At 60.0% G+C, this 24515-nt stretch carries 23 protein-coding genes; 9 read left to right on the top strand and 14 right to left on the bottom strand.

What is annotated here, in order from left to right; genetic code table 11:
- Positions 1 to 2: 2 nt before the first annotated feature.
- Positions 3 to 410 (bottom strand): flagellar basal body-associated protein FliL, encoded by a 408-nt coding sequence (locus ACVVH8_RS28610; protein ID WP_027610485.1) that lies wholly within the window; start codon positions 408 to 410, stop codon positions 3 to 5.
- Positions 411 to 560: 150 nt separating this feature from the next.
- Between ACVVH8_RS28610 and ACVVH8_RS28615 the strand changes: the two genes are divergently transcribed.
- Positions 561 to 1538 (top strand): NADPH:quinone oxidoreductase family protein, encoded by a 978-nt coding sequence (locus tag ACVVH8_RS28615; protein WP_475227552.1) that lies wholly within the window; start codon positions 561 to 563, stop codon positions 1536 to 1538.
- A gap of 61 nt (positions 1539 to 1599) precedes the next feature.
- On the opposite strand, the gene ACVVH8_RS28620 is transcribed toward ACVVH8_RS28615, so the two are convergent.
- Together ACVVH8_RS28620 and ACVVH8_RS28625 are read right to left on the bottom strand one after the other, a co-directional pair.
- Positions 1600 to 2211, bottom strand: a complete 612-nt coding sequence (locus ACVVH8_RS28620) for an energy transducer TonB (RefSeq protein ID WP_475227554.1) — start codon at positions 2209 to 2211, stop codon at positions 1600 to 1602.
- A gap of 180 nt (positions 2212 to 2391) precedes the next feature.
- Entirely contained in the window at positions 2392 to 3021 is a 630-nt protein-coding gene (locus ACVVH8_RS28625) for a flagellar basal body-associated protein FliL (protein ID WP_103302946.1), read from the bottom strand.
- A gap of 225 nt (positions 3022 to 3246) precedes the next feature.
- Here ACVVH8_RS28625 and glpT point away from each other — a divergent pair, with 225 nt between their 5' ends.
- Entirely contained in the window at positions 3247 to 4596 is a 1350-nt protein-coding gene (gene glpT / locus ACVVH8_RS28630) for a glycerol-3-phosphate transporter (RefSeq protein WP_103302515.1), read from the top strand.
- Here the strand turns inward: glpT and ACVVH8_RS28635 are convergent.
- From ACVVH8_RS28635 to ACVVH8_RS28665, 7 genes are all read right to left on the bottom strand, one after another.
- Positions 4572 to 5240 (bottom strand): gamma-glutamylcyclotransferase, encoded by a 669-nt coding sequence (locus ACVVH8_RS28635; protein ID WP_475227557.1) that lies wholly within the window; start codon positions 5238 to 5240, stop codon positions 4572 to 4574. The two genes, glpT and ACVVH8_RS28635, sit on opposite strands and share 25 nt — an antisense overlap.
- A 196-nt stretch (positions 5241 to 5436) precedes the next feature.
- Positions 5437 to 6405, bottom strand: coding sequence for a CDP-6-deoxy-delta-3,4-glucoseen reductase (locus ACVVH8_RS28640; protein WP_166221695.1), 969 nt, complete (start codon positions 6403 to 6405; stop codon positions 5437 to 5439).
- On the bottom strand, positions 6405 to 7871 hold the full coding sequence (gene ubiD / locus ACVVH8_RS28645; RefSeq protein WP_103302518.1) for a 4-hydroxy-3-polyprenylbenzoate decarboxylase: 1467 nt from the start codon (positions 7869 to 7871) through the stop codon (positions 6405 to 6407). The genes ACVVH8_RS28640 and ubiD overlap by 1 nt, the downstream gene beginning before the upstream one ends.
- A gap of 80 nt (positions 7872 to 7951) precedes the next feature.
- The gene (locus ACVVH8_RS28650; RefSeq protein WP_475227559.1) at positions 7952 to 9913 is read right to left on the bottom strand and encodes an acyltransferase family protein; all 1962 of its coding nucleotides are present in this window, start codon (positions 9911 to 9913) and stop codon (positions 7952 to 7954) included.
- A 138-nt stretch (positions 9914 to 10051) separates the two neighbouring features.
- Positions 10052 to 11311, bottom strand: a complete 1260-nt coding sequence (rho, locus tag ACVVH8_RS28655) for a transcription termination factor Rho (RefSeq protein ID WP_003229334.1) — start codon at positions 11309 to 11311, stop codon at positions 10052 to 10054.
- 249 nt (positions 11312 to 11560) lie between these two features.
- Positions 11561 to 11890, bottom strand: a complete 330-nt coding sequence (gene trxA, locus ACVVH8_RS28660) for a thioredoxin TrxA (RefSeq protein ID WP_003206727.1) — start codon at positions 11888 to 11890, stop codon at positions 11561 to 11563.
- A 120-nt stretch (positions 11891 to 12010) separates the two neighbouring features.
- On the bottom strand, positions 12011 to 12718 hold the full coding sequence (locus ACVVH8_RS28665) for a FadR/GntR family transcriptional regulator (protein ID WP_475227561.1): 708 nt from the start codon (positions 12716 to 12718) through the stop codon (positions 12011 to 12013).
- Between the two features lie 255 nt (positions 12719 to 12973).
- Here ACVVH8_RS28665 and ACVVH8_RS28670 point away from each other — a divergent pair, with 255 nt between their 5' ends.
- From ACVVH8_RS28670 to ppx, 5 genes are all read left to right on the top strand, one after another.
- On the top strand, positions 12974 to 13759 hold the full coding sequence (locus ACVVH8_RS28670; protein WP_103302521.1) for a transporter substrate-binding domain-containing protein: 786 nt from the start codon (positions 12974 to 12976) through the stop codon (positions 13757 to 13759).
- A 21-nt stretch (positions 13760 to 13780) separates the two neighbouring features.
- A complete protein-coding gene (locus tag ACVVH8_RS28675) occupies positions 13781 to 14449 on the top strand; it encodes an amino acid ABC transporter permease (RefSeq protein WP_213026920.1) in 669 nt (222 codons plus the stop codon).
- Positions 14446 to 15096: an ABC transporter permease subunit gene (locus tag ACVVH8_RS28680; RefSeq protein ID WP_315445068.1), complete on the top strand. Its 651-nt coding sequence runs from the start codon at positions 14446 to 14448 to the stop codon at positions 15094 to 15096. The genes ACVVH8_RS28675 and ACVVH8_RS28680 overlap by 4 nt, the downstream gene beginning before the upstream one ends.
- Positions 15083 to 15820 carry an amino acid ABC transporter ATP-binding protein gene (locus tag ACVVH8_RS28685; RefSeq protein ID WP_103302524.1) on the top strand — a complete coding sequence of 246 codons (738 nt, stop codon included), beginning with the start codon at positions 15083 to 15085 and terminating at the stop codon, positions 15818 to 15820. The genes ACVVH8_RS28680 and ACVVH8_RS28685 overlap by 14 nt, the downstream gene beginning before the upstream one ends.
- A 235-nt stretch (positions 15821 to 16055) precedes the next feature.
- The gene (gene ppx / locus ACVVH8_RS28690) at positions 16056 to 17558 is read left to right on the top strand and encodes an exopolyphosphatase (RefSeq protein WP_103302525.1); all 1503 of its coding nucleotides are present in this window, start codon (positions 16056 to 16058) and stop codon (positions 17556 to 17558) included.
- 180 nt (positions 17559 to 17738) lie between these two features.
- Here the strand turns inward: ppx and ppk1 are convergent, their stop codons facing one another.
- A complete protein-coding gene (ppk1, locus tag ACVVH8_RS28695; protein WP_103302526.1) occupies positions 17739 to 19964 on the bottom strand; it encodes a polyphosphate kinase 1 in 2226 nt (741 codons plus the stop codon).
- 18 nt (positions 19965 to 19982) lie between these two features.
- On the bottom strand, positions 19983 to 20996 hold the full coding sequence (gene hemB / locus ACVVH8_RS28700; RefSeq protein WP_103302527.1) for a porphobilinogen synthase: 1014 nt from the start codon (positions 20994 to 20996) through the stop codon (positions 19983 to 19985).
- Between the two features lie 207 nt (positions 20997 to 21203).
- Between hemB and ACVVH8_RS28705 the strand changes: the two genes are divergently transcribed.
- Positions 21204 to 21854 carry a DedA family protein gene (locus ACVVH8_RS28705; protein ID WP_103302528.1) on the top strand — a complete coding sequence of 217 codons (651 nt, stop codon included), beginning with the start codon at positions 21204 to 21206 and terminating at the stop codon, positions 21852 to 21854.
- Here the strand turns inward: ACVVH8_RS28705 and ACVVH8_RS28710 are convergent.
- Complete coding sequence (locus ACVVH8_RS28710; RefSeq protein ID WP_475227564.1) at positions 21835 to 23070, bottom strand: sterol desaturase family protein; 1236 nt, start codon at positions 23068 to 23070, stop codon at positions 21835 to 21837. The two genes, ACVVH8_RS28705 and ACVVH8_RS28710, sit on opposite strands and share 20 nt — an antisense overlap.
- Before the next feature lie 115 nt (positions 23071 to 23185).
- Between ACVVH8_RS28710 and elbB the strand changes: the two genes are divergently transcribed.
- Entirely contained in the window at positions 23186 to 23854 is a 669-nt protein-coding gene (gene elbB, locus ACVVH8_RS28715; protein WP_103302530.1) for an isoprenoid biosynthesis glyoxalase ElbB, read from the top strand.
- Positions 23855 to 23994: 140 nt separating this feature from the next.
- On the opposite strand, the gene ACVVH8_RS28720 is transcribed toward elbB, so the two are convergent.
- Positions 23995 to 24450, bottom strand: coding sequence for a YaiI/YqxD family protein (locus ACVVH8_RS28720; RefSeq protein ID WP_315445066.1), 456 nt, complete (start codon positions 24448 to 24450; stop codon positions 23995 to 23997).
- Between the last annotated feature and the right edge of the window lie 65 nt (positions 24451 to 24515).

The following is a 24515-nucleotide window of genomic DNA, read 5'->3' on the forward strand; positions in this document are numbered from 1 at the left end:
GCTTACTGAATGATCAGGTTGTTGAACAACAGATCTTCAACCACCGGCTTGCCGGTCTCGTCATTCATCACTTGCTGGGTTTGCTTCAGGGCTTCCTGACGCAGCTTTTCCTTGCCTTCGATGCTGCCCATCGCCTCGGTGGTCTGCTGGGTGAACAGCGCCACCAGTTGATTGCGGATCAGCGGCTCGTTGGCCTTGACCAGTTTGGTCGCCTCTTCGCCTGTCACGCGCAATGCCACATCGGCCTTGTAGACCTTGAGCTTCGGCGTGCCGTCCAGCCCGTAGTTGCCCACGAACGGCGGGCTCAGGGTGATGTAATTGACCTTCGGCGCCTCGCCTTCTTTGGCTTCTTCGGCCAGCGCTGCCACAGGCAGAGACAGGGCCAGCAACAACATGATCCACGCTTTCACAATTCGCTCCTTATCCGGTTTGCGGCCTAGCATAACGACCCGCCGCGCAAGCACAAGCTTATGGCTGACTATCAGGGCCGGGCATGCTCGTTGACCCGTTGACTGACACACCTACACTTATCGGCCATCACTCCCAAAGGAATAGCCCTGATGAAAGCCGTGCTGTGCAAAGCCTTCGGCCCTGCCGAATCGCTGGTGCTGGAAGACGTCGCCAGCCCTGTCGCGAAGAAGAACGAAATCCTGCTGGACGTGCACGCCGCCGGGGTCAACTTCCCGGACACGCTGATCATCGAGGGCAAATACCAGTTCAAGCCGCCCTTCCCGTTCTCGCCGGGTGGTGAAGCGGCCGGCGTGGTCAGCATTGTGGGTGAAAAGATCAGTCATCTGAAAGTCGGTGACCGGGTCATGGCCCTGACCGGCTGGGGCAGTTTCGCCGAGCAGGTCGCGGTGCCGGGCTATAACGTGCTGCCGATTCCGCCATCAATGGACTTCAACACCGCCGCCGCCTTCAGCATGACCTACGGCACCTCGATGCACGCACTCAAGCAACGCGCCAATCTGCAACCGGGCGAAACCCTGCTGGTGCTCGGTGCGTCCGGCGGTGTAGGTCTGGCTGCCGTGGAGATTGGCAAAGCCATGGGCGCCCGCGTGATCGCCGCCGCCAGCAGCGCGGAAAAACTCGCCGTGGCCAAGGCGGCCGGCGCCGACGAGCTGATCAACTACAGCGAAACCAGCCTCAAGGACGAAATCAAACGCCTCACCGATGGCCAAGGCGCCGACGTGATTTACGACCCGGTCGGTGGCGACCTGTTCGATCAAGCCATCCGCGCCATCGCCTGGAACGGCCGCTTGCTGGTGGTCGGTTTCGCCAGCGGGCGCATTCCCGAGCTGCCGGTCAACCTTGCCCTGCTCAAAGGCGCGGCGGTGCTCGGCGTGTTCTGGGGCTCGTTCGCCCAGCGTCAGCCACAGGACAACGCTGCAAACTTCCAGCAGTTGTTCGGCTGGTTTGCCGAGGGCAAGTTGAAGCCGCTGGTGTCGCAGGTGTATCCACTGAGTAATGCGGCGCAGGCGATCAATGATCTTGGCCAGCGCAAGGCGGTGGGCAAGGTGGTGGTGCAGGTGCGCTGAGTTTCTGATGGAGGCCAGAACTGTCTGTGCGGCGGTTCTGGCTTTTCCTTAGTGGCTCAAATCAAAGCAACTCGCGAATCTCCACGGGCAAAAGACTCATGAATTTGCGTGTCGGATTGTCCCGACAGCCCCTGACAATTGTCGGTACTCGCTGATTCATCTTCGCAATCATCGCCAGACGCTCCTCATCCGACAATTGATGCCTGGTGATTGAATTTGAAAGATAGGCCCGCGTATACGCAAATACGCTTGAGTCAACCCAATCGAACTCGCTCATATTTCCAAGGTTTTCGTTAACGGCCCGGCATTTAACTGTTTTCAGCCATTGGTTGATATGAAGCGGGTGGTCTTCGAGGTGGAAAATCATTGGCGCGACGATTTCCTGCTCTTCAGGTTTGTCCCCTTCAACCACCCAGGGTTTGAACCGCCACTGCGCTATCGCGGCTCGAACTGCTTCGGCCAAGTCCGGGTGAGTGCTTTCCCGAATCCTGATGTCGCTGACCGAGCCATCCGCCCTGGCGATAAAACTGACCTTCACCTCCCCCGTGATGCCCGCCCGCTGCAGCATTCGAGGATAGACAGGTTTGGGATTGTTTTCCGGGATCAAAAACTTCTCTGAGGCCAGCGCAGAACCTTCGAACACCAACAAAAGCCAAGCAAAAAACCAGCGCATGATCCCACCCCCTTCCTTAGTGATTCGCCTTTCCCGGCAACAGCACAAAGGTTACGGAGCAATGGCTTTGAACTGAATGGCGCAGCTTCTCCTTTGGACGCAGGACATTTCCTAAACCCCGTCCCTAAAAAGGGTAAATAACCGCGCAAAAGGGTCACCGGTAACTTTTCTGACGGACTGTTAGCCGCGACCGGGATCAGCAATATCGCCCGGCAGCAAATGTTCCTGAATCTTCTGGCTACGCGATTCGACAAGTTGCCCCTTGTCGTCGAAGCGCAAAACGATGAGCCAGTCGTAGACATCCACCGGCCATTTCGGTTGACCGATCAATGCCGGGCCGTCGCCACCAAAAGCCGAGATCAACTTGTTGATATGCCCGTGGTGCCAGGCAATCAGCACGGTTTTCGCCTGATTACTCTTGCGCAGCAAACTGACCAGTTTGTCGACATCGTTATTGGCATAAGGCTGTTCGATGGGCAGTTGCAGGCGCTGGGACAGCGGGATCAGCGTCTGACGCGGGCGCATACTTTCCGCGCTGTCGGCGGTAGCGATCAGGCGCTGAGGTATCAGCGTCTGGCCGTCCAGCATCAGCGCACTGAAATAGTCGGCATAGGCCACAGCCCGTTGCTCTCCTCGGGCATTGAGTTGCCTGCCGACCTCAGGTTTTTCCGCATGACGCACGATCAGCACCGTGACATTGCGCAAACCCGGTGCCGCAGAATCCTGGGCGTAACTCAGTGCCAGAACGGACACAGTGATTACGGCCGCCGCCAGCAATCCGGGCAGCAACATACGAACCTTCAGAGCCATCATTTATCTCGGTTGCATCGGTCGGAGTGACTGATCACGAGTCTATGACAGCCATCGTCGACCGCTACAAAAACGCCCTGTTCTTACAGCTGAGCGACAGGTTCGTAAAGGAACACGCGAATTCGACTATTTCCGCTGTTTGGTCGATGCGAACCGGTGCTATTTTCGGTAACGAAACTGTAACATTCGCATCCGCAGTCAAAACAAGAAATTTGGAGCTCTTGAATGTTTGCTTTCTTTCGTCCTGCCGCACATCAGGCTCCATTGCCTGAAGAAAAAATAGACAGCACTTACCGACGCCTGCGCTGGCAGATCTTCGCCGGTATCTTCTTTGGCTACGCGGGTTATTACCTGCTGCGCAAAAACTTCTCTCTGGCCATGCCGTACCTGATCGACGAAGGCTACAGCCGCGGTGATCTGGGTCTGGCGATGTCGGCGATCGCGATCGCTTACGGCTTGTCGAAATTCCTCATGGGCCTGGTGTCCGACCGTTCCAACCCGCGTTACTTCCTGCCGTTCGGCCTGCTGGTGTCGGCCGGGGTGATGTTCATTTTCGGTTTCGCACCATGGGCAACGTCCAGCGTGACCATGATGTTCATTCTGTTGTTCATCAACGGCTGGGCCCAGGGCATGGGCTGGCCGCCAAGTGGCCGGACCATGGTGCACTGGTGGTCGCAGAAGGAACGTGGCGGCGTAGTGTCGGTGTGGAACGTGGCGCATAACGTCGGCGGTGGCCTGATCGGCCCGCTGTTCCTGATCGGCATGGGCCTGTTCAACGACTGGCACGCAGCGTTCTACGTACCGGCAGCGGTGGCGCTGGGCGTGGCGGTGTTTGCCTTCATCACCATGCGCGACACCCCGCAATCGGTGGGCCTGCCGCCGATCGAGAAGTACAAGAACGACTACCCGGAAGGTTACGACGCCAGCCACGAAGACGAATTCAGCGCCAAGGAAATCTTCGTCAAGTACGTGCTGCGCAACAAAATGCTCTGGTACATCGCCATGGCCAACGTCTTCGTCTACCTGCTGCGCTACGGCGTGCTGGACTGGGCGCCGACCTACCTCAAGGAAGCCAAGGGTTTCACCGTGGATAAAACCTCGTGGGCCTATTTCTTCTACGAGTGGGCGGGCATTCCGGGCACGCTGCTGTGCGGCTGGATGTCGGACAAGATCTTCCGTGGCAACCGTGGCCTGACCGGCATGGTGTTCATGGCACTGGTGACCGTGGCGACCCTGGTTTACTGGCTGAACCCGGCCGGCAACCCGACCGTCGACATGATCGCGCTGTTCTCGATCGGCTTCCTGATCTACGGCCCGGTAATGCTGATCGGCCTGCAGGCGCTGGAACTGGCACCGAAGAAAGCCGCCGGCACTGCTGCCGGTTTCACCGGTCTGTTCGGTTATCTGGGCGGTTCGGTCGCGGCCAGTGCGGCCATGGGCTACACCGTGGACCACTTCGGCTGGGACGGTGGTTTCGTCTTGCTGGTCGGCGCTTGCCTGCTGTCGATGGCCTTCCTGGCCCCGACCCTGTGGCACAAGCAAGTCGCCAGTCAGAGCCGCGAAGCCATCGCGTGATCGGCTGTTGATTTGCAGCGCTTGAGTCGCGCCTCCAGATTTCGGTCTGGCATGGCGTGACTGCGCAGGGCGTGTGCGGTCTGCTCGACATAATCGCGAGTGGTGCCGTAACGCCCGCAGGCGCTTTCGAACACCTGGCTCAGCACATGATCCGGCAGGTTGCCGGCATAGCTGGGCAGGTGTCGCTCCAATACAAATCCCAACGCCTGTACCTGAGTGCCATCTTCGAGTCGGCAATTGAGCCAGTGTGGCCGATAGGACGGCACCGGCATCTCGCGTTTCCACAGCGCATACAGCGCAGCGTCGAGGTTGTCTTCCGGCAGCCGATAGGCGAAGCCGCTACACGAACCGCCGCGATCCAGACCAAACACCAGACCGGGCATTTCCGGCGTGCCGCGATGCTCGTGCGACCACAGGTACAAGCCGCGATGGTAGCCATGCACTCGACCGCGCACCCGTTCGACTGCCGAACATTCCGGCCGCCAGATCAGCGAACCATAGGCGAACAGCCACACCGGCCCGCCCTTGTGGCGTGCCATGGTCGATTGCATGGAAGCGAGAAGTTGTTCGTGCGTCAGCTGCGGCCCAAGATCGAGCCGTGGAGGGTAAGCGAGATTCAAGAATCCGTTTTCAATGGCGCTCATGGCGAATAGCGTTCAGCTCCCCGCGGGTGAAGAATTACTTAATAGAACGCACCGCTGTAACAATAAGGCACATATGTTTTAAGGCAATTTAAGTGCCATGGCACAGTTCTTAATTAATTGCCCTATTGATATATAACCTAGCGGTATTTACCCAATTAGATAAATACCGATCAGCTATATAGAGGGTTATAAAGACTCAGGAGCGCGGAGCGTAAGCGAATACATCGGCACGCATTTGATGAGCGTCCATGCCTGCTTCAACAAGTGCATCCAGCGTGCCGTAGACCATGGCCGGTGAGCCGCTGGCGTAGACGTGCAAGGGTTTCAGATCCGGGAAGTCTTCGCACACCGCCTCGTGCAACATCCCGCAGCGCCCTTCCCAACCGCACTGGTCGCTGACAACTTTGTGCAGGAACAGATTGGGCAGCTTCAGCCATTCATCCCAATGTTCGATCTGATAGAAGTCCTCCGGACGACGCACGCCCCAGTACAGATGCACCGGGTGTTTGAAGCCGTTGGCGCGGCAATGCTCGATCAGGCTGTGGATCTGGCCCATGCCAGTACCTGCGGCGATCAGCACCAGCGGCCCGTCGGGCAATTCGGCAAGATGGGTGTCGCCGAACGGCAGTTCGACGCGCACCATCGCGTTGCGTTGCAGTTGCTCGATCAGACTCAACGCACTCGCTTCGCGCGCCAGCACGTGGATTTCCAGATCGCGCCCGCCGTGGGGTGCCGAGGCCATGGAGAACGCCGACTTCTCGCCGTTCTCGCGTTCGATCATCAGATACTGCCCGGCGTGATAACGCGGTGGCTTGCCGGCCGGTGCACGCAGACGCACGCGCCAGGTGTCGCCGCCGACGTCCCGGCATTCAATGACCTGACACGACAGGCTGCGCACCGGCAGTTCTCCCAGCGCGAGCACGCCATCCCACAGCAGGATGCAGTCTTCCAGCGGCTCGGCTATGCAAGTGTAGAACTCGCCGTGGTCATGCACCTTGCCGGCCTGCTCGACGCGGCCTTCGACCAGCAGCGCCGCACACACATGACAATTGCCGTTGCGGCAGCTTTGCGGGCATTCGTAGCCCAAGCGCCGCGCACCATCGAGAATCCGCTCGCCGGGCCGTATCTCAAGCACCGCTCCGGAGGGCTGCAGGGTTACACGCATCAATCTATTCCTAACTGATTCCAGATGGCATCGATCCGTTGGGTGACGGCGTCGTCCTTGACGATCACACGGCCCCACTCGCGAGTGGTTTCGCCCGGCCACTTGTGGGTGGCATCCAGGCCCATTTTCGAACCCAGGCCGGAGACCGGCGAGGCGAAGTCGAGGTAGTCGATCGGCGTGTTATCGATCATCACCGTGTCACGCTTGGGGTCCATGCGCGTGGTGATGGCCCAGATCACGTCGTTCCAGTCCCGGGCGTTGATATCGTCGTCACAGACGATAACGAACTTGGTGTACATGAACTGTCGCAAAAACGACCAGACACCGAGCATCACGCGCTTGGCATGCCCCGGATACGACTTCTTCATGGTCACGATGGCCATGCGGTACGAGCAGCCTTCCGGCGGCAGGTAGAAGTCGGTGATCTCCGGGAACTGCTTCTGCAGGATCGGCACGAACACTTCGTTGAGTGCTACACCGAGGATCGCCGGCTCATCCGGCGGACGGCCAGTGTAAGTGCTGTGGTAGATCGGTTTGATGCGGTGGGTGATGCGCTCGACGGTGAACACCGGGAAGCTGTCGACTTCGTTGTAGTAACCGGTGTGGTCGCCGTACGGACCTTCGTCGGCCATTTCGCCCGGGTGGATCACGCCTTCGAGGATGATCTCGGCGGTGGCCGGCACTTGCAGGTCGTTGCCCCGGCACTTGACCAGTTCGGTGCGGTTACCGCGCAGCAGGCCGGCGAAAGCGTATTCGGACAGGCTGTCCGGCACCGGGGTCACGGCGCCGAGGATGGTTGCCGGATCGGCGCCAAGGGCCACAGACACCGGGAACGGCTGGCCCGGATGTTTCTCGCACCATTCGCGATAGTCCAGCGCGCCGCCACGGTGGCTGAGCCAGCGCATGATGACTTTGTTGCGGCCGATCACTTGCTGACGGTAGATACCGAGATTCTGGCGGTCCTTGTTCGGGCCTTTGGTGACGGTCAGGCCCCAGGTGATCAGCGGACCGACGTCGCCGGGCCAGCAGGTCTGTACCGGCAGCATCGCCAGGTCGACGTCGTCGCCTTCGATGACAACTTCCTGGCACACCGCGTCTTTGACGACTTTCGGCGCCATCGAGATGATCTTGCGGAAGATCGGCAGTTTCGACCAGGCGTCTTTCAAGCCTTTCGGCGGCTCCGGCTCCTTGAGGAACGCCAGCAACTTGCCTATTTCGCGCAGCTCGCTGACCGATTCGGCGCCCATGCCCATCGCCACCCGCTCGGGCGTGCCGAACAGGTTGCCGAGCACCGGAATGTCGTAGCCGGTCGGTTTTTCGAACAGCAGCGCCGGGCCCTTGGCCCGCAGCGTGCGGTCGCACACCTCGGTCATCTCCAGCACCGGCGAGACGGGAATCTGGATGCGTTTCAACTCTCCGCGCTGCTCAAGCTGCTGCACGAAATCCCGAAGATCCTTGAATTTCATTGACGATGGCACCCTCAAAATAGGCGTACATCCTACCTGCTCTGACGGGCAAACAGCAGCCCGTCAACGCCCGGCATCGTTCAATTGTGGCTCGTGCCCAGCAGGATCGGCGCAAACAACGGGCTCAGTCTGGCACTACCGACGTCCGAAAGATGATCCGCATCCTTGTACTGCGAGTGGCCGTCGACATCGATGGCGCAGAGCCCGTCCTTGCACATCAGCGGTGTCGGGTCGATGACATGCACGCCGGAATCGGCGGCGCTCATCGAAGCGAACAGGTCAGTGAAAAACTGCTGACGTGCCAGATGTTCACTGAGCGGACGACCAAGCCCTTCTGCCGAACGGCCGATCCGGGCCAGGCTGGTCAGGCGGTCAATGTAACTCTTGTGCTGCAGTGGCACTTCCTTGAACAGCCAGACTTGCACGCCGGACTCGCGCAACCCTGCCACGCGCGCTTTGATAGCGGCAGCCATTCGTTGCTCTGCCTGGCGCGGGTTGTCTTTGCGATCAAGCAGGAACTGCCGATCCCCGTCGCCGTCTTCGCGGCCATAAACGTACAGACTCCAGTTCGCTGCCAGCACCACATCCTTGATCCCCAGACTGATGACGCGTTCCATGTTGCGCTGGTTGAAGTCTTTGCACTGCGTGCGCAACGCGTCATCGATGATCGGCGGGCACCCCGTCAGGCTGTACAGCCACACCGGCTGCACGTTGCGGCCAGTATTGCCCTCGATGGCCGGCAACAATGCGGCGGCGTGACTGTCGCCCCAGAACATTTTTGTCGCCGTAATACTCTGGTCACCGCCCACCAGGCAGGACTTGGTCAGCGCCTTGTCGGTGCTCAAGTGCATGCACTTCGACTGCCCGGCGTTCCACTCACGCGATTGTGCATACTCGAGCGCCTTGCCGCTGAGACGTTGCGGAACACCGTCTGCCGAGCGAATCACCGAACCGGTAATCGCCAGCACCGTGATCGACACCAAACCACCGACCAACACCGAGTTACGGCTGGCAAACACTCGCTTCTCACGAAACGGCAGCTCGATATACCGCAGGCTCAGCCACGCCAGGGCCAACGCCAAGGCCATCCAGCCGAGCGCTTCCAGCGGCTGGATGCCGTCGATGGAAATCGCGTTGGCATACACGTAAACCGGCCAGTGCCACAGATAAAGCGAGTAAGAAAGCAAGCCAATCCAGACCAGAACCCGGACACTCAACAGACGACTGGCCCACGTTGCGCCCTGTGCGCCAGACCAGATCAGCGCCGTTGTGCCCAGTACCGGCAGCAAGGCTGCCCAGCCCGGGAACACCGTGGTCTTGTCAAAAGTGAAAACGGCCACCAGCACCGCCGCCAGCCCGGCCAGGCCAATGGTCTGCCGCAGCCATGGCCGCGCGACGTGTTTCGGTACCGGCAACACCGCCAGCATGGCCCCGCAGAGCAACTCCCAGGCGCGGGTCGGCAGCGCGAAAAAGGCGAATTCAGGTCTGCGTTCGATGTAGAGGATGTTCAAACCGAACGACACCAGCAGCACCGCGAACAACATCCAGCGCCAATGCCGGACGTAGCGCATCAGCAACACCATCATCAGCGGGAAGAAAATGTAGTACTGCTCCTCCACCGCCAGCGACCAGGTATGCAGCAACGGCTTGAGTTCCGAGGCGGGCTGGAAGTAGCCGTCCTCGCGCATGAACAGAATGTTGGAAATGAACAGGGATTGGTAACGAATCGTGCGCCCCAGCTCTACCAGGTCTTTGGCCGTCAGCAAAAGCCAGCCTAGTGCCAGCGTCACCACTACAACCACGGTCAATGCCGGCAGGATGCGCCGGGCGCGACGCCCCCAGAAATCGAGGAAGCTGAAGCGCTGCGCACTGATTTCACGGAACAGGATCGAAGTGATCAGGAATCCGGAGATGACGAAAAACACATCAACGCCGACAAAGCCGCCACTGAACGTATTGAATCCGAAATGAAACAGTACGACGGGTAAAACCGCCAGTGCCCGTAATCCGTCGATATCACGGCGATTGCCAAACGTGTGCATGAAAAACCTTACCTGATCTGGATACAAAATCCCTTGAAGGCGCGAACTTATCAGCCGCGCAAACTTCAATCCAGATACAAATAATCCGGCACAAAAAAAAGCGCCCTTTCGGGCGCCTTTTTCAAACAGCTTTTCGTATCACTTGCGCTTCATCGACAAGAAGAACTCGTCGTTGGTCTTGGTCGTTTTCAGCTTGTCGACCAGGAACTCGATGGCGGCAACTTCGTCCATCGGGTGCAGCAGCTTGCGCAGGATCCACATGCGCTGCAGTTCGTCGTCGGCGGTCAGCAACTCTTCGCGGCGGGTGCCGGAACGGTTGATGTTGATGGCCGGGAAGACGCGCTTTTCCGCAATCTTGCGGTCCAGCGGCAGTTCCATGTTGCCGGTACCCTTGAACTCTTCGTAGATCACTTCGTCCATCTTCGAGCCGGTTTCAACCAGCGCGGTGGCGATAATGGTCAGCGAGCCGCCTTCTTCGATGTTTCGCGCAGCGCCGAAGAAACGTTTTGGCTTCTCCAGGGCGTGGGCATCGACACCACCGGTCAGGACCTTGCCGGAGCTCGGGATCACGGTGTTGTAGGCACGGGCCAGACGGGTGATGGAGTCGAGCAGGATCACCACGTCCTTCTTGTGTTCAACAAGGCGCTTGGCCTTCTCGATCACCATTTCGGCAACCTGTACGTGACGGGTCGGCGGTTCGTCGAAGGTCGAGGCAACCACTTCGCCGCGCACGGTGCGCTGCATTTCGGTCACTTCTTCCGGACGTTCGTCGATCAGCAGCACGATCAGATGAACTTCAGGGTTGTTACGGGCGATGTTCGCTGCGATGTTTTGCAGCATGATCGTTTTACCGGCTTTCGGCGGAGCGACGATCAGGCCACGCTGGCCTTTGCCGATCGGGGCGCACAGGTCGATCACACGACCGGTCAAGTCTTCGGTGGAGCCGTTACCGGCTTCCATCTTCATGCGCACGGTCGGGAACAGCGGGGTCAGGTTCTCGAAGAGAATCTTGTTTTTCGCGTTCTCCGGACGATCGAAGTTGATCGTGTCGACCTTGAGCAGGGCGAAATACCGCTCGCCTTCCTTCGGAGGGCGAATCTTGCCAACGATGGTGTCACCGGTGCGCAAGTTGAAACGGCGGATCTGGCTCGGCGAGACGTAGATATCGTCCGGGCCGGCCAGGTAGGAGGCGTCAGCGGAGCGCAGGAAGCCGAAGCCGTCCTGGAGAATCTCCAGCACGCCATCACCGGAGATTTCCTCGCCGCTTTTGGCGTGCTTTTTCAGCAGGGAGAAAATCACGTCCTGCTTGCGCGAACGGGCCATATTTTCTATGCCCATCTGTTCGGCCAATTCGAGCAGTTCGGTAATCGGCTTTTGCTTGAGTTCAGTCAGATTCATATAGGAATGACGTAATCATTTATGGAGGGGGGGAAATTAAGCTTTTGGCTTAATGAGGCCGCGCCGCGGAGAAGGCGACAGGATCGCGAACTTATTCGAAAAGGAGTGCGTCGGCGACGGCTAGCAGGGGGCAGTGGAGAAACCAGTGCGGGGCCGAATGTACCACCTGAGTTTCGGAGCGTCTAGCCCTGAATACGCAAAAAGCCCCGCTAATTGCGGGGCTTTTTTTCAGGCACTTTACAGCGACGCTTAGATGTTGGCGTCGAGGAAAGCAGCCAGTTGCGACTTCGACAGGGCGCCGACTTTGGTCGCTTCAACGTTGCCGTTCTTGAACAGCATCAGTGTCGGGATACCACGCACGCCGTGCTTGGCCGGGGTTTCCTGGTTCTCGTCGATGTTCAGTTTGGCAACGGTCAGCTTGCCTTTGTAAGTCTCGGCAATCTCGTCCAGAACCGGAGCGATCATTTTGCAAGGGCCACACCATTCAGCCCAGTAGTCGACCAGTACAGCGCCTTCGGCCTTGAGTACGTCGGCTTCGAAGCTAGCGTCGCTAACGTGTTTGATAAGATCGCTGCTCATGGAATTCTCCAGGTTGTAAGCAAAAAAACGTGGCCCATCATATCCGCCCTTCCCCGGTTCAGGAAGCCGCAGATGATTGAGTCTTGCTATGGTGCCCCATGAGTTTGGGTATAGCTCAAGTCACGCCGTGGCGGGGGCGATGAAAGCGATTCCGGTGCGCAGTGCCGCGTTGCGCACGTGCTCCTGCATGGCTTTTTGTGCAGCGCCCGAGGCACGGCGAGCAAGTGCGCGAAGGATCTTGCGGTGCTCCTGCCAGGTTTCCATGGCCCGTTCGGCGCGGATGAACGGTAGTTTCTGGCTCTCCAGGAAGATCTCGGCGCTGGCGGTGAGGATGCTCAGCATCGCCTGATTACCGCTGGCCAGCAGGATTCGCCGGTGGAATTCAAAGTCCAGTTTTGCCGCTGCTTCGAAATCGCCAGCCTTCAACTGCTCGCGCATCGCCGCCACGTTGTCTTCCAGCACATCCAGATCGAACGTGCTCAGCGTCACCGCCGCCAGCCCGGCGCCAAAGCCTTCCAGTGCATAGCGAAGTTGAAAGATATCCAGCGGCGAGGCCTGCGCCGCGAACGACCAGCCTGGAGCATTCTCACCGCGCGACAACTCGACCGGTGACTGTACGAAAACCCCCTTGCCCGGCTGAATGCTGACCACCCCGAGGGCACTCAGCGACGACAACGCCTCACGCAACGAAGCGCGGCTGACACCCAACTGCAACGCCAGATCCCGTTGTGACGGCAAGGCATCGCCCGCGCCAAAGCCCTGTTCGGTGATCAGTTTGCGGATCGCTTGCAGCGCCACTTCGGGTACCGCACGGGAGATCGAATTCATGTTTTTCAGACGCGCCAGGCCAATGTGCGGCTAGTTGTAAAGCTATTCGCCGAGTCCGGCAAGTCGTGCCCCAGCGGGGTTCGGTGCGGCGGGCCGATGCGCCATGGCAGTGCGAAAAACTACCTGACTGTTCAGACCAGTAAGACCGAACAAACCCGCTGAAACTACGGCCTGCCGGGGCAAAAACCGCGTATTGGCACGGCGCATGCTCTGTCCGATCGCAGATTTAACTTCCCGCCGATCCGGAGATTGTCCATGACCAAGCGTTACAGCGCCCTCCTCGCCGCCCTGTTCTCCTCTCTGCTGCTAAGCCAGGCCCCTGCTCACGCCGACGGTCTCGACGATGTGGTCAAACGCGGCACATTGAAAGTTGCGGTGCCCCAGGACTTCCCGCCTTTCGGCTCGGTCGGCCCGGACATGAAGCCTCGTGGCCTGGACATCGATACGGCGAAACTGCTGGCCGATCAACTCAAGGTCAAACTCGAACTGACGCCGGTCAACAGCACTAACCGCATCCCGTTCCTGACCACCGGCAAGGTCGACCTGGTGATTTCCAGCCTCGGCAAAAACCCCGAGCGCGAGAAAGTCATCGATTTTTCTCGCGCCTACGCGCCGTTCTACCTCGCCGTGTTCGGCCCGCCAGACGCTGCGATCGCCAACCTTGACGACCTCAAAGGCAAAACCATCAGCGTCACCCGTGGCGCCATCGAAGACATCGAGCTGACCAAGGTTGCCCCCGAAGGCGTGACCATCAAGCGCTTCGAAGACAACAACTCGACCATCGCCGCTTACCTCGCCGGCCAAGTCGACCTGATCGCCAGCGGCAACGTGGTGATGGTCGCGATCAGCGAAAAGAACCCAAAACGTGTGCCGGCGCTGAAAGTGAAGCTCAAGGATTCGCCGGTCTACGTTGGCGTGAACAAGAACGAAGCGGCGCTGCTGGCCAAGGTCAACGACATCCTGACCACCGCCAAGGCTGACGGCGCTCTGGAAAAGAACTCGCAGACCTGGCTGAAAGAGCCGCTGCCGGCCGATCTCTGATCGACTGCGCGGGAGACCTTCATGGCTTATCAGTTCGATTTCATGCCGGTGCTGGAAAACACCGACCTGCTGCTGCGCGGCGCGCTGTTCACCCTTGAGTTGACGGCCATTGGCGCGCTGCTCGGGGTTGGCGTGGGCATTGTCGGGGCGCTGGTGCGGGCGTGGAACATCCGCCCGTTCTCGGCGATCTTCGGCGTCTACGTCGAGTTGATCCGCAACACGCCGTTTCTGGTGCAACTGTTCTTCATCTTCTTCGGCTTGCCGTCGCTTGGTGTACAGATTTCCGAGTGGCAGGCGGCGGTGCTGGCGATGGTGATCAACCTCGGCGCTTACTCGACCGAGATCATCCGCGCCGGCATTCAGGCGATCCCGCGCGGGCAACTGGAAGCCGCCGCCGCGCTGGCAATGACGCGCTTCGAGGCGTTCCGCCATGTGGTGCTGCTGCCGGCGCTGGGCAAGGTCTGGCCGGCCCTGAGCAGCCAGATCATCATCGTCATGCTCGGCTCGGCGGTGTGTTCGCAGATCGCCACCGAGGAGCTGAGCTTCGCCGCCAACTTCATTCAGTCGCGCAACTTCCGCGCTTTTGAAACCTACGCGCTGACCACGCTGATCTACCTGTGCATGGCGCTGCTGATCCGCCAACTGCTGAACTGGGTCGGCCGCCGCTACATCGCGAGGAGCAGCCAATGAGCGACTTCACCTTCTGGGACATCCTGCGCAACCTGCTCACCGGTCTGCAATGGACGCTGGCGTTGTCGCTGGTGGCGTTTATCGGCGGTGGCCTCGTCGGGCTGCTGATCCTGATCATGCGCATCTCGAAAAACCCTGTGTCGAGCAACATCGCCCGGACCTGGATCGAACTGTTTCAGGGCACGCCGCTGTTGATGCAGCTGTTTCTGGTGTTCTTCGGCGTCGCACTGGCAGGGATCGAGATCTCGCCGTGGATGGCGGCGGCGATTGCTCTGACCTTGTTCACCAGCGCCTATCTGGCGGAGATCTGGCGCGGTTGCGTCGGATCGATCGCGAATGGCCAATGGGAAGCCTCGGCGAGTCTGGCGCTGAATCCACTGGAACAGCTGCGCTACGTGATCCTGCCGCAAGCCTTGCGCATTGCCGTGGCGCCGACCGTGGGCTTTTCGGTGCAAGTGGTCAAAGGCACCGCCGTGACCTCGATCATCGGTTTCACCGAACTGACCAAGACCGGCGGCATGCTCGCCAACGCCACGTTCGAACCGTTCATGGTCTACGGCCTCGTCGCCCTCGGCTACTTCCTGCTCTGCTACCCCTTGTCCCTCAGTGCGCGCTACCTGGAAAGGAGACTGCATGCCTCTGCTTAGAATTTCCGCCCTGCATAAATACTACGGCGATCACCACGTGCTCAAAGGTATCGACCTCAGTGTCGAGGAAGGCCAGGTGGTGGCAATCATCGGCCGCAGCGGCTCGGGCAAATCGACCCTGCTGCGCACGCTCAATGGCCTGGAATCGATCAACGACGGCGTGATCGAAGTCGACGGCGAGTACCTCGACGCCGCCCGCGCCGACCTGCGCAGCCTGCGGCAGAAGGTCGGCATGGTGTTTCAGCAGTTCAACCTGTTCCCGCACCTGACCGTGGGTGAAAACGTGATGCTCGCGCCGCAAGTGGTGCAGAAGGTGCCCAAGGCCAAGGCTGCGGATCTGGCGCGCAAGATGCTCGAACGGGTCGGCCTGGGGGAGAAATTTGATGCCTTCCCGGATCGGTTGTCCGGCGGGCAACAGCAACGGGTGGCGATTGCCCGGGCGCTGGCGATGTCGCCCAAGGTGCTGCTGTGTGACGAGATCACCTCGGCGCTCGACCCGGAACTGGTCAATGAAGTGCTCGCCGTGGTGCGCCAACTGGCCAAGGAGGGCATGACGCTGATCATGGTCACCCACGAAATGCGCTTTGCTCGTGAGGTGGGTGACAAACTGGTGTTCATGCACCATGGCAAGGTGCATGAGGTGGGGGATCCGAAGGTGTTGTTTGCCAATCCGCAGACGGTGGAATTGGCCAACTTCATTGGTACGGTTGAAGCGACAGCCTGAAGGTTATTCAGGGACTTTAGCGGCCCCTTCGCGGGCAAGCCCGCTCCCACAGGGTTCTGCGGCGGAACATGATTGTGTGTTCGACACAAAAACCTGTGGGAGCGGGCTTGCCCGCGATTGACCGCGCCGCGGTCTCAAGCTTTTCTGCGCTGAATCAACGGTTTGAACCATGCGCGTTGGCGCCAGCGTTTGATCGTGGCACGATGTCGGGGTTATCGACCGAGACCCCCAGACCATGCCGCAATCCCAAGCCAAGAATCTGTCCCTGATCGCCGCAATCGACCTGGGCTCCAACAGCTTTCACATGGTCGTGGCCAAGGCCCAGAACGGCGAAATCCGCATTCTCGAGCGCCTGGGCGAGAAGGTTCAGCTGGCCGCCGGCATCGACGATCAGCGCCAGCTCAACGAAGAATCGATGCAACGTGGCCTCGATTGCCTCAAGCGTTTTGCCCAACTGATCAACGGTATGCCGCTGGGCGCCGTACGCATCGTCGGCACCAACGCCCTGCGCGAAGCGCGCAACCGCCTCGAATTCATCCACCGCGCCGAAGAAATCCTCGGTCACCCGGTGGAAGTCATCTCCGGCCGTGAAGAGGCGCGCCTGATCTATCTGGGCGTGTCGCACACCCTCGCCGACACCCCGGGCAAACGCCTGGTCGCCGACATCGGCGGCGGCAGTACCGAATTCATCATCGGCCAGCGCTTCGAACCGCTGCTGCGCGAAAGCCTGCAAATGGGCTGCGTCAGCTTCACTCAACGCTATTTCAAGGACGGCAAGATTACTCCGGCCCGCTACGCCCAGGCCTACACGGCGGCGCGACTGGAGATCATGAGCATCGAACACGCCCTGCATCGCCTGACCTGGGATGAAGCCATCGGCTCCTCGGGCACCATCCGCGCCATCGGCCTGGCGCTGAAGGCCGGCGGGCACGGCACTGGTGAAGTGAATGCCGAAGGTCTGGCGTGGCTCAAGCGCCGGCTGTTCAAACTCGGCGATGTCGACAAGATCGATTTCGAAGGCATCAAGCCTGATCGCCGGGCAATTTTCCCGGCAGGTCTGGCGATTCTCGAAGCGATCTTCGACGCCCTTGAACTGCAACGCATGGATCACTGCGACGGTGCGCTGCGTGAGGGCGTGCTCTACGACCTGCTCGGTCGCCATCACCACGAAGACGTGCGCGAACGCACCCTGACCTCGCTGATGGAGCGCTATCACGTCGACCTGGAACAGGCCGCGCGGGTTGAACGCAAAGCCCTGCACGCCTTCGATCAGGTGGCTGCGGACTGGGAACTGGATGACGGTATCTGGCGCGAACTGCTGGGCTGGGCTGCGAAAGTGCACGAAGTCGGCCTCGACATCGCCCACTATCACTACCACAAGCACGGCGCCTACCTGATCGAGCACTCGGATCTGGCCGGGTTCTCCCGCGAAGATCAGCAAATGCTCGCCCTGCTGGTGCGCGGCCATCGCCGCAACATTCCCAAGGACAAGTTTGCCGATTTCGGTGACGACGGCGACAAGCTGATCCGCCTCTGCGTGTTGCTGCGCTTTGCCATTCTGTTCCACCACATTCGCGGCACGCAGGCGATGCCGCAGGTGGTTTTGCATGCGAAGGGCAACACTCTGGATGTGGAATTCCCGGAAAACTGGCTGGATGAGAATCAGCTGACTCAGGCGGATTTCGGGCTTGAGGCGGATTGGTTGACGCGGGTTGGCATCGTCCTCACCGTCCACTGATAACCCTTGTGGCGAGGGGATTTATCCCCGATGGACTGCGGAGCAGTCCCAGCTTTTTTTGGGGAAAAAGACCGGGGCCGCTTCGCGCCCCATCGGGGATAAATCCCCTCGCCACAGGTGAGTGAACGGCAGGCACAAAAAAGGCGATCCCGTGGGATCGCCTTTTTTATGGGCTGAAGGTCAGCTGCTCACCGGCAAAATCGGGCTGCCCAACCGCTCCAGCAACGTCGCCTGCGCACTGCGCGGGTTCTGGTTGCCGGTTGGCGTGTTGCGGATGTAACGACCATCCGACTGCAAGCTCCAGCTGTGGGTGTTGTCGGTCAGGTACAGCTCCAGCTCTTTCTTCACCCGGGTCAGCAGTTTCTTGCCTTCCACCGGGAAGCAAGTCTCGACGCGCTTGTCGAGGTTGCGTTCCATCCAGTCGGCACTGGAGAGGAACATCTGCTCCTCGCCGCCATTAAGGAAGTAGAACACCCGGGTGTGCTCAAGGAAGCGGCCGATGATCGAGCGCACATGAATGTTGTGCGAAACCCCGGCAATGCCCGGTCGCAGGCAGCACATGCCACGCACCACCAGATCGATGCGCACGCCGGACTGGCTGGCCTTGTACAGCGCGCGAATGATCTTCGGATCGGTCAGCGAGTTGAACTTGGCAATGATGTGCGCCGGTTTGCCTTCGACGGCGAACTGGGTTTCGCGGGCAATCATGTCGAGCATGCCCTTCTTCAGGGTAAACGGCGCATGCAACAGCTTCTTCATGCGCAGCGTTTTACCCATGCCGATCAACTGGCTGAACAGTTTGCCGACGTCTTCGCACAAGGCATCGTCGGAGGTCAGCAAGCTGTAGTCGGTGTAGAGCTTGGCGTTGCCGGCGTGATAGTTACCGGTGCCGAGGTGCGCGTAACGCACAATCTCGCCGGCCTCGCGACGCAGGATCAGCATCATCTTGGCGTGGGTCTTGAAGCCGACCACGCCGTAGATCACCACCGCGCCCGCTGCTTGCAGACGGCTGGCCAGTTGCAGGTTGGATTCTTCGTCAAAACGCGCACGCAGTTCGATGACCGCCGTGACTTCCTTGCCGTTACGCGCGGCATCCACCAGCGCATCGACGATTTCCGAGTTGGCGCCGGAGCGGTACAGCGTCTGGCGCACGGCCAGAACGTGCGGGTCTTTCGCCGCCTGGCGCAGCAGGTCGACCACCGGGGTGAACGACTCGAACGGGTGCAGCAGCAAAATGTCCTGCTTGCTGACCACGCTGAAAATGTTCTCGCTGTTTTGCAGCAGTTTCGGGATCTGCGGGGTGAACGGCGTGTATTGCAGCTCCGGATGACTATCCAGACCGGTGATGCTGAACAGACGCGTCAGGTTGACCGGGCCGTTGACCTGATACAGCTCGGTCTCGCTCAGGTTGAACTGCTTGAGCAGGTAGTCAGACAGATGTTTCGGGCAGGTGTCGGCGACTTCCAGACGCACCGCGTCACCGTAACGACGCGAGAACAACTCGCCACGCAGGGCACGGGCCAAGTCTTCAACGTCTTCGGAATCCAGCGCCAGGTCGGCGTTCCGGGTCAGACGGAACTGGTAGCAGCCTTTTACCTTCATGCCCTGGAACAGGTCATCGGCGTGGGCGTGGATCATCGACGAGAGGAACACATAGTTGTCGCCGGCGCCGCCGACTTCTTCCGGTACCTTGATGATCCGTGGCAACAGACGCGGTGCCGGGATGATTGCCAGACCGGAATCGCGACCGAAGGCGTCGATGCCTTCGAGCTCGACGATGAAGTTCAGGCTCTTGTTTACCAGCAACGGGAACGGGTGCGTCGGGTCGAGACCGATCGGGGTGATGATCGGCGCGATCTCGTCGCGGAAGTAGCGGCGCACCCAGGTTTTGATCTTGGTCGTCCAGTGGCGGCGACGGATGAAACGCACCTGATGCTTTTCCAGCTCCGGCAGCAGGATATCGTTGAGGATCGCGTACTGACGGTCAACATGACCGTGGACCAGCTCACTGATCCGCGCCAGCGCTTGATGCGGTTGCAGGCCATCGGCGCCGGCCTGTTCACGGGCGAAGGTGATCTGCTTTTTAAGGCCGGCAACGCGGATTTCGAAGAATTCGTCGAGGTTACTGGAGAAGATCAGCAGGAACTTCAGCCGCTCCAGCAACGGATAGGACTCGTCCAGCGCCTGCTCCAGCACGCGGATGTTGAATTGCAGTTGCGAAAGCTCGCGATGGATATACAGGCTGCTGTCATCCAGGCCGGGAATCGCTATCACCGGTGCCGCCGCAGCAGGTTCGGTGACCGGCGCGGGTGGCGCAGGCTCCAGTTCCGGCGGGGTTTCGGTGATTTGCTCCACCACCGGCTGAGCTTCTTTTACTGCAACTTCTGTGAGTCCTTCGGTATTCATCGAATGTTCCTGGGAGGGCTATTTCTGCTCTCGTAACAATTGAGCGGCGCGGACAGCAAAGTAAGTCAGGATGCCATCAGCGCCGGCACGTTTAAAGGCGGTCAGTGATTCAAGAATCACCGCCTCGCTCAACCAGCCATTCTGGATCGCCGCCATGTGCATGGCGTATTCGCCGCTAACCTGATAGACGAAGGTCGGCACTTTGAAGGCATCTTTTACCCGGAAAAGAATGTCCAGGTACGGCATGCCCGGTTTGACCATGACCATGTCCGCGCCTTCAGACAAGTCCGCGCCGACTTCGTGCAGCGCTTCGTCGCTGTTGGCCGGGTCCATCTGATAGGAAGCCTTGTTCGCCTTGCCCAGGTTCGAAGCCGAACCCACGGCATCGCGGAACGGGCCGTAATAGGCGCTAGCGTACTTGGCTGAATAGGCCATGATCCGCACATTGACGTGTCCGGCAATCTCCAGCGCCTCGCGGATCGCCTGGATACGGCCGTCCATCATGTCCGACGGCGCAACCACTTGAGCGCCAGCCTCGGCATGGGACAAGGCCTGGCGGACCAGTGCGTCGACGGTGATGTCGTTCTGCACGTAGCCGTCTTCGTCGAGAATGCCGTCCTGACCGTGGGTGGTGAACGGATCGAGGGCGACGTCGGTGATCACCCCCAGTTCCGGAAAGCGATCACGCAACGCGCGCGTCGCACGCTGGGCGATGCCTTCAGGATTCCAGGCTTCGGCAGCGTCGAGGGATTTCAGTTCAGGTGGCGTCACCGGGAACAGCGCCAGCGCCGGAATCCCCAGCTCGACCCATTTCGCCGCTTCTTCAAGCAGCAGGTCGATGGTCAAACGCTCTACACCCGGCATCGACGCCACGGCTTCGCGACGGTTTTCACCGTCGAGCACGAACACCGGCAGGATCAGGTCATCGACCGTCAGCACATTTTCCCGCACCAGCCGACGCGAAAAATCATCACGGCGATTGCGGCGCAGGCGCGTGGCTGGGAATAAACGGTTGGCAGGGGTAAAGCTCACGGCAGACTCCTGAGCCCGCGCAAACGGGCGAGCGTGACAGTTATAGACGGCCATTATGACTAACAGATGACAGTTGTGTGAGACCCGTGACATGTAGCCGCATTCCATTCTCAGTGTAGGAATTGTTCACGTCGAGACACATTTCGACACTTTCATGAATGTGTCCGAAGGGTTAGGCTGCGCGTTCATTTCGCCAGCACCCAGACAATGCTCCAACAATTTCTGCATGACTTTGGCTACTTTGCCTTGTTCCTCGGCACGTTCTTCGAAGGCGAAACCATCCTGGTGCTCGCGGGCTTCCTTGCGTTCCGTGGCTACATGGACATCAATCTGGTGGTGGTCGTGGCGTTCTTCGGCAGCTATGCCGGCGATCAGCTGTGGTACTTCCTGGGCCGCAAGCACGGGCGCAAATTGCTCGCGCGCAAACCGCGCTGGCAGCTGATGGGCGACCGCGCGCTGGAGCACATCCGCAAGCATCCGGACATCTGGGTTCTGAGCTTCCGCTTCGTTTACGGCTTGCGCACGGTGATGCCGGTGGCGATCGGCCTGTCGGGTTATCCGCCGGGACGTTATCTGCTGCTCAACGGGATTGGCGCAGCGATCTGGGCCACGGCGCTGGCCGCCGCCGCTTATCACTTCGGCGCGGTGCTGGAAGGCATGCTCGGCAGTATCAAGAAATACGAGCTGTGGGTACTCGGGGCGTTGCTGGTACTGGGCGTTGGCCTGTGGCTGCGTCGTCGCTTCAAGAACGCCCGTCTGGCGAAGCAGGTCTACGCCGACGAGCAAGCCGCGAAAGCCGCACAGCTGCACCAGGCTGAACAGGCCAAAGCCGCCGAACCTAAGACGCCAGCCGAGTAATTCGCTGGCGACAGCCATACAGCCCGATGCCACTGAGCAGGCTGTAACCGAACAGGCCGGCCCACACCAACGGGCTGGCCGGCCATAGCCCGACCAGCGGCGCCAGCCACACCAATGGCAGGTTCAACGCCAGCCGCAGCAGTTCTACTTTCAGCGCCCACGGGCGATTCTCCAGGGTTACGCCCAACCCAAACACACCGAACGCCACCGCGCCCCAGCCGAGCAACAACGCGGCAGGCGGCAAACTGCGCTCCAGGTTCATCAGATAGCTGCCTAACGCGATATATGCGCAGAACTGCAGCGCCACGTACCACTGCTGGCGGCGCTCAAGCGGCACTTCGAATTTACGGAACCGGGTCAGATCCGGTTTGCTCATCGGATACTTCGCCGCGACGTCCGCTGGCCGCCAACCCGTGCGCATGAACCAGATCCGCAGTTTGTCCCACCGACTCTCGGCCCGCCGCGCGTCATCCCACAACTGCGCATAAAACTGCAGATTCGCCCATAGCGGATTCCAGCTCGCCAGCGGCGTGGTCACGCCGAAAATCACCGGTTCGTTGTCGTCCTCTTCCTGAAACGTGCCGAACAGTCGATCCCAAAGAATGAACACCCCGCCGTAGTTGCGATCCATGTAGAGAGCGTTCTGTGCATGGTGAGCCCGATGATTGGATGGCGTGACAAAGCACCACTCGAACCAGCCGAGCTTGGGAATGTGCTTGGTGTGCACCCAGAATTGATAAAGCAGGTTCAGCGCCGCGACGCTGACGAACACCAGCAGCGGCACACCCAGCACGGCCATCGGCAGGTAAAAAATCCAGCCGAGCAGAAACCCGGTACTGGTCTGGCGCAGCGCAGTAGAGAGGTTGTACTCCTCGCTCTGGTGATGCACCGAGTGCGCCGCCCAGAGGATGTTGCGCTCATGCCCCATGCGGTGCAGCCAGTAGTAGCAGAAGTCGTAGAGGACGAAGGCAAAAACCCAGACCCAAGGGCTGTCTGCCGAAAGCTTGAACAACGCCAGATGCTCCAGGGCAAAGGCGTACGTCAGGAGGCCGACCCCTTTGGTCAAAAGGCCGGTGGTGGTCGACAGCACGCCGGTGCTGATGCTGTTCACCGCGTCGGCCAGGCGATAGTTGCTCACCCCGCGCAAACGGTCGGCGATCAGCTCGAGCACAATCAACACCAGGAAAAACGGCACCGCATACAGAATGAAGTCCATGACGCGTCCCGACTGGAATACCAAGGACAGATCCTAGGTGTAGCCGCCCCTTAACCCTATGGCAACACGCGACAAATTAGTGGACATTTAGCGCCATGAATCTGGAGAGAAACCCATGAGCAAAAAAGTTGCAGTGATCCTGTCCGGCAGTGGCGTATACGACGGCGCCGAAATCCACGAGAGCGTCATCACCCTGCTGCGCCTCGATCAACGCGGCGCGCAGGTGCAGTGCTTCGCGCCGAACATCGCGCAATTGCATGTGATCAATCACCTGACCGGTGAAGAAATGCCCGAGTCGCGCAATGTGCTGGTGGAATCGGCACGCATCGCTCGCGGCAACATCAAGGACATCCGCGAGGCCGATGTCGACGACTTCGATGCGCTGATCGTGCCGGGCGGTTTTGGCGCGGCGAAAAACCTTTCAAACTTCGCCGTCGAGGGCGCGGGTTGCACCGTGCAGCCTGAGGTTCTGGCGTTGGCCGAAGCGTTCGCCGAAGCGGGCAAACCGGTCGGTCTGATGTGCATCTCGCCGGCACTCGCGGCAAAGATCTACGGCCCGGGCGTGACCTGCACTATCGGCAATGACGCCGACACCGCCACGGCGATGAACAAGATGGGCGCGACCCACGAAGACTGCGCGGTGACCGACATCGTCGAAGACAAGGCGCGCAAACTGGTGACCACCCCGGCGTACATGCTGGCGCAGAACATCAGCGAAGCGGCGTCGGGGATCAACAAACTCGTCGACCGCGTACTTGAACTGACCCACGAGAACGACGCCTGACCTTAATTGCTAAACCCGTTGTGGTGAGGGGATTTATCCCCGATGGCCTGCGCAGCAGGTCCCCATCTTTTCAAGATCAAGAGGGGCCCGCTTCGCGAGCCATCGGGGATAAATCCCCTCGCCACAGATGTTCGGATGAATCAGGATTGCCGTGAAAGACGGGTGAGAATCCGGTCCAGCGCATTGGCGAACGCCTGCTTCTCGCGATCGCCGAACGGTGCGGGGCCGCCACTCATCTGACCCTGCTCACGCAGATCGGTGAACAGGTTGCGTACGGCCAGGCGTTCGCCCATGTTCTGCGCATCGAACTCCTTGCCGCGCGGATCCAGCGCCGCCACGCCCTTCTTCACCAGCCGATCGGCCAGCGGGATATCGCTGCAAATCACCAGCTCACCAGGCACCGCGTGCTCGACCAGATAATCGTCCGCCGCATCCGGGCCGCTCGGCACCACGATCAGCTTGACGATGGCCAGCCCCGGTTTGGTCTGCGGCTGCCCGGCCACCAGCACCACCTCGAACTGGCGCTTGAGGGCAAACTTCACCACCAGATCCTTCGCCTGCCGAGGGCAGGCGTCGGCATCGATCCATACACGCATCATCTTTTCCTCTTCCCAAAAAGCATCGCGGGCAAGCCCGCTCCCACAGGTTACGCGCAAATCCT

This window comes from Pseudomonas trutticola BRTCR10, from assembly GCF_056155105.1.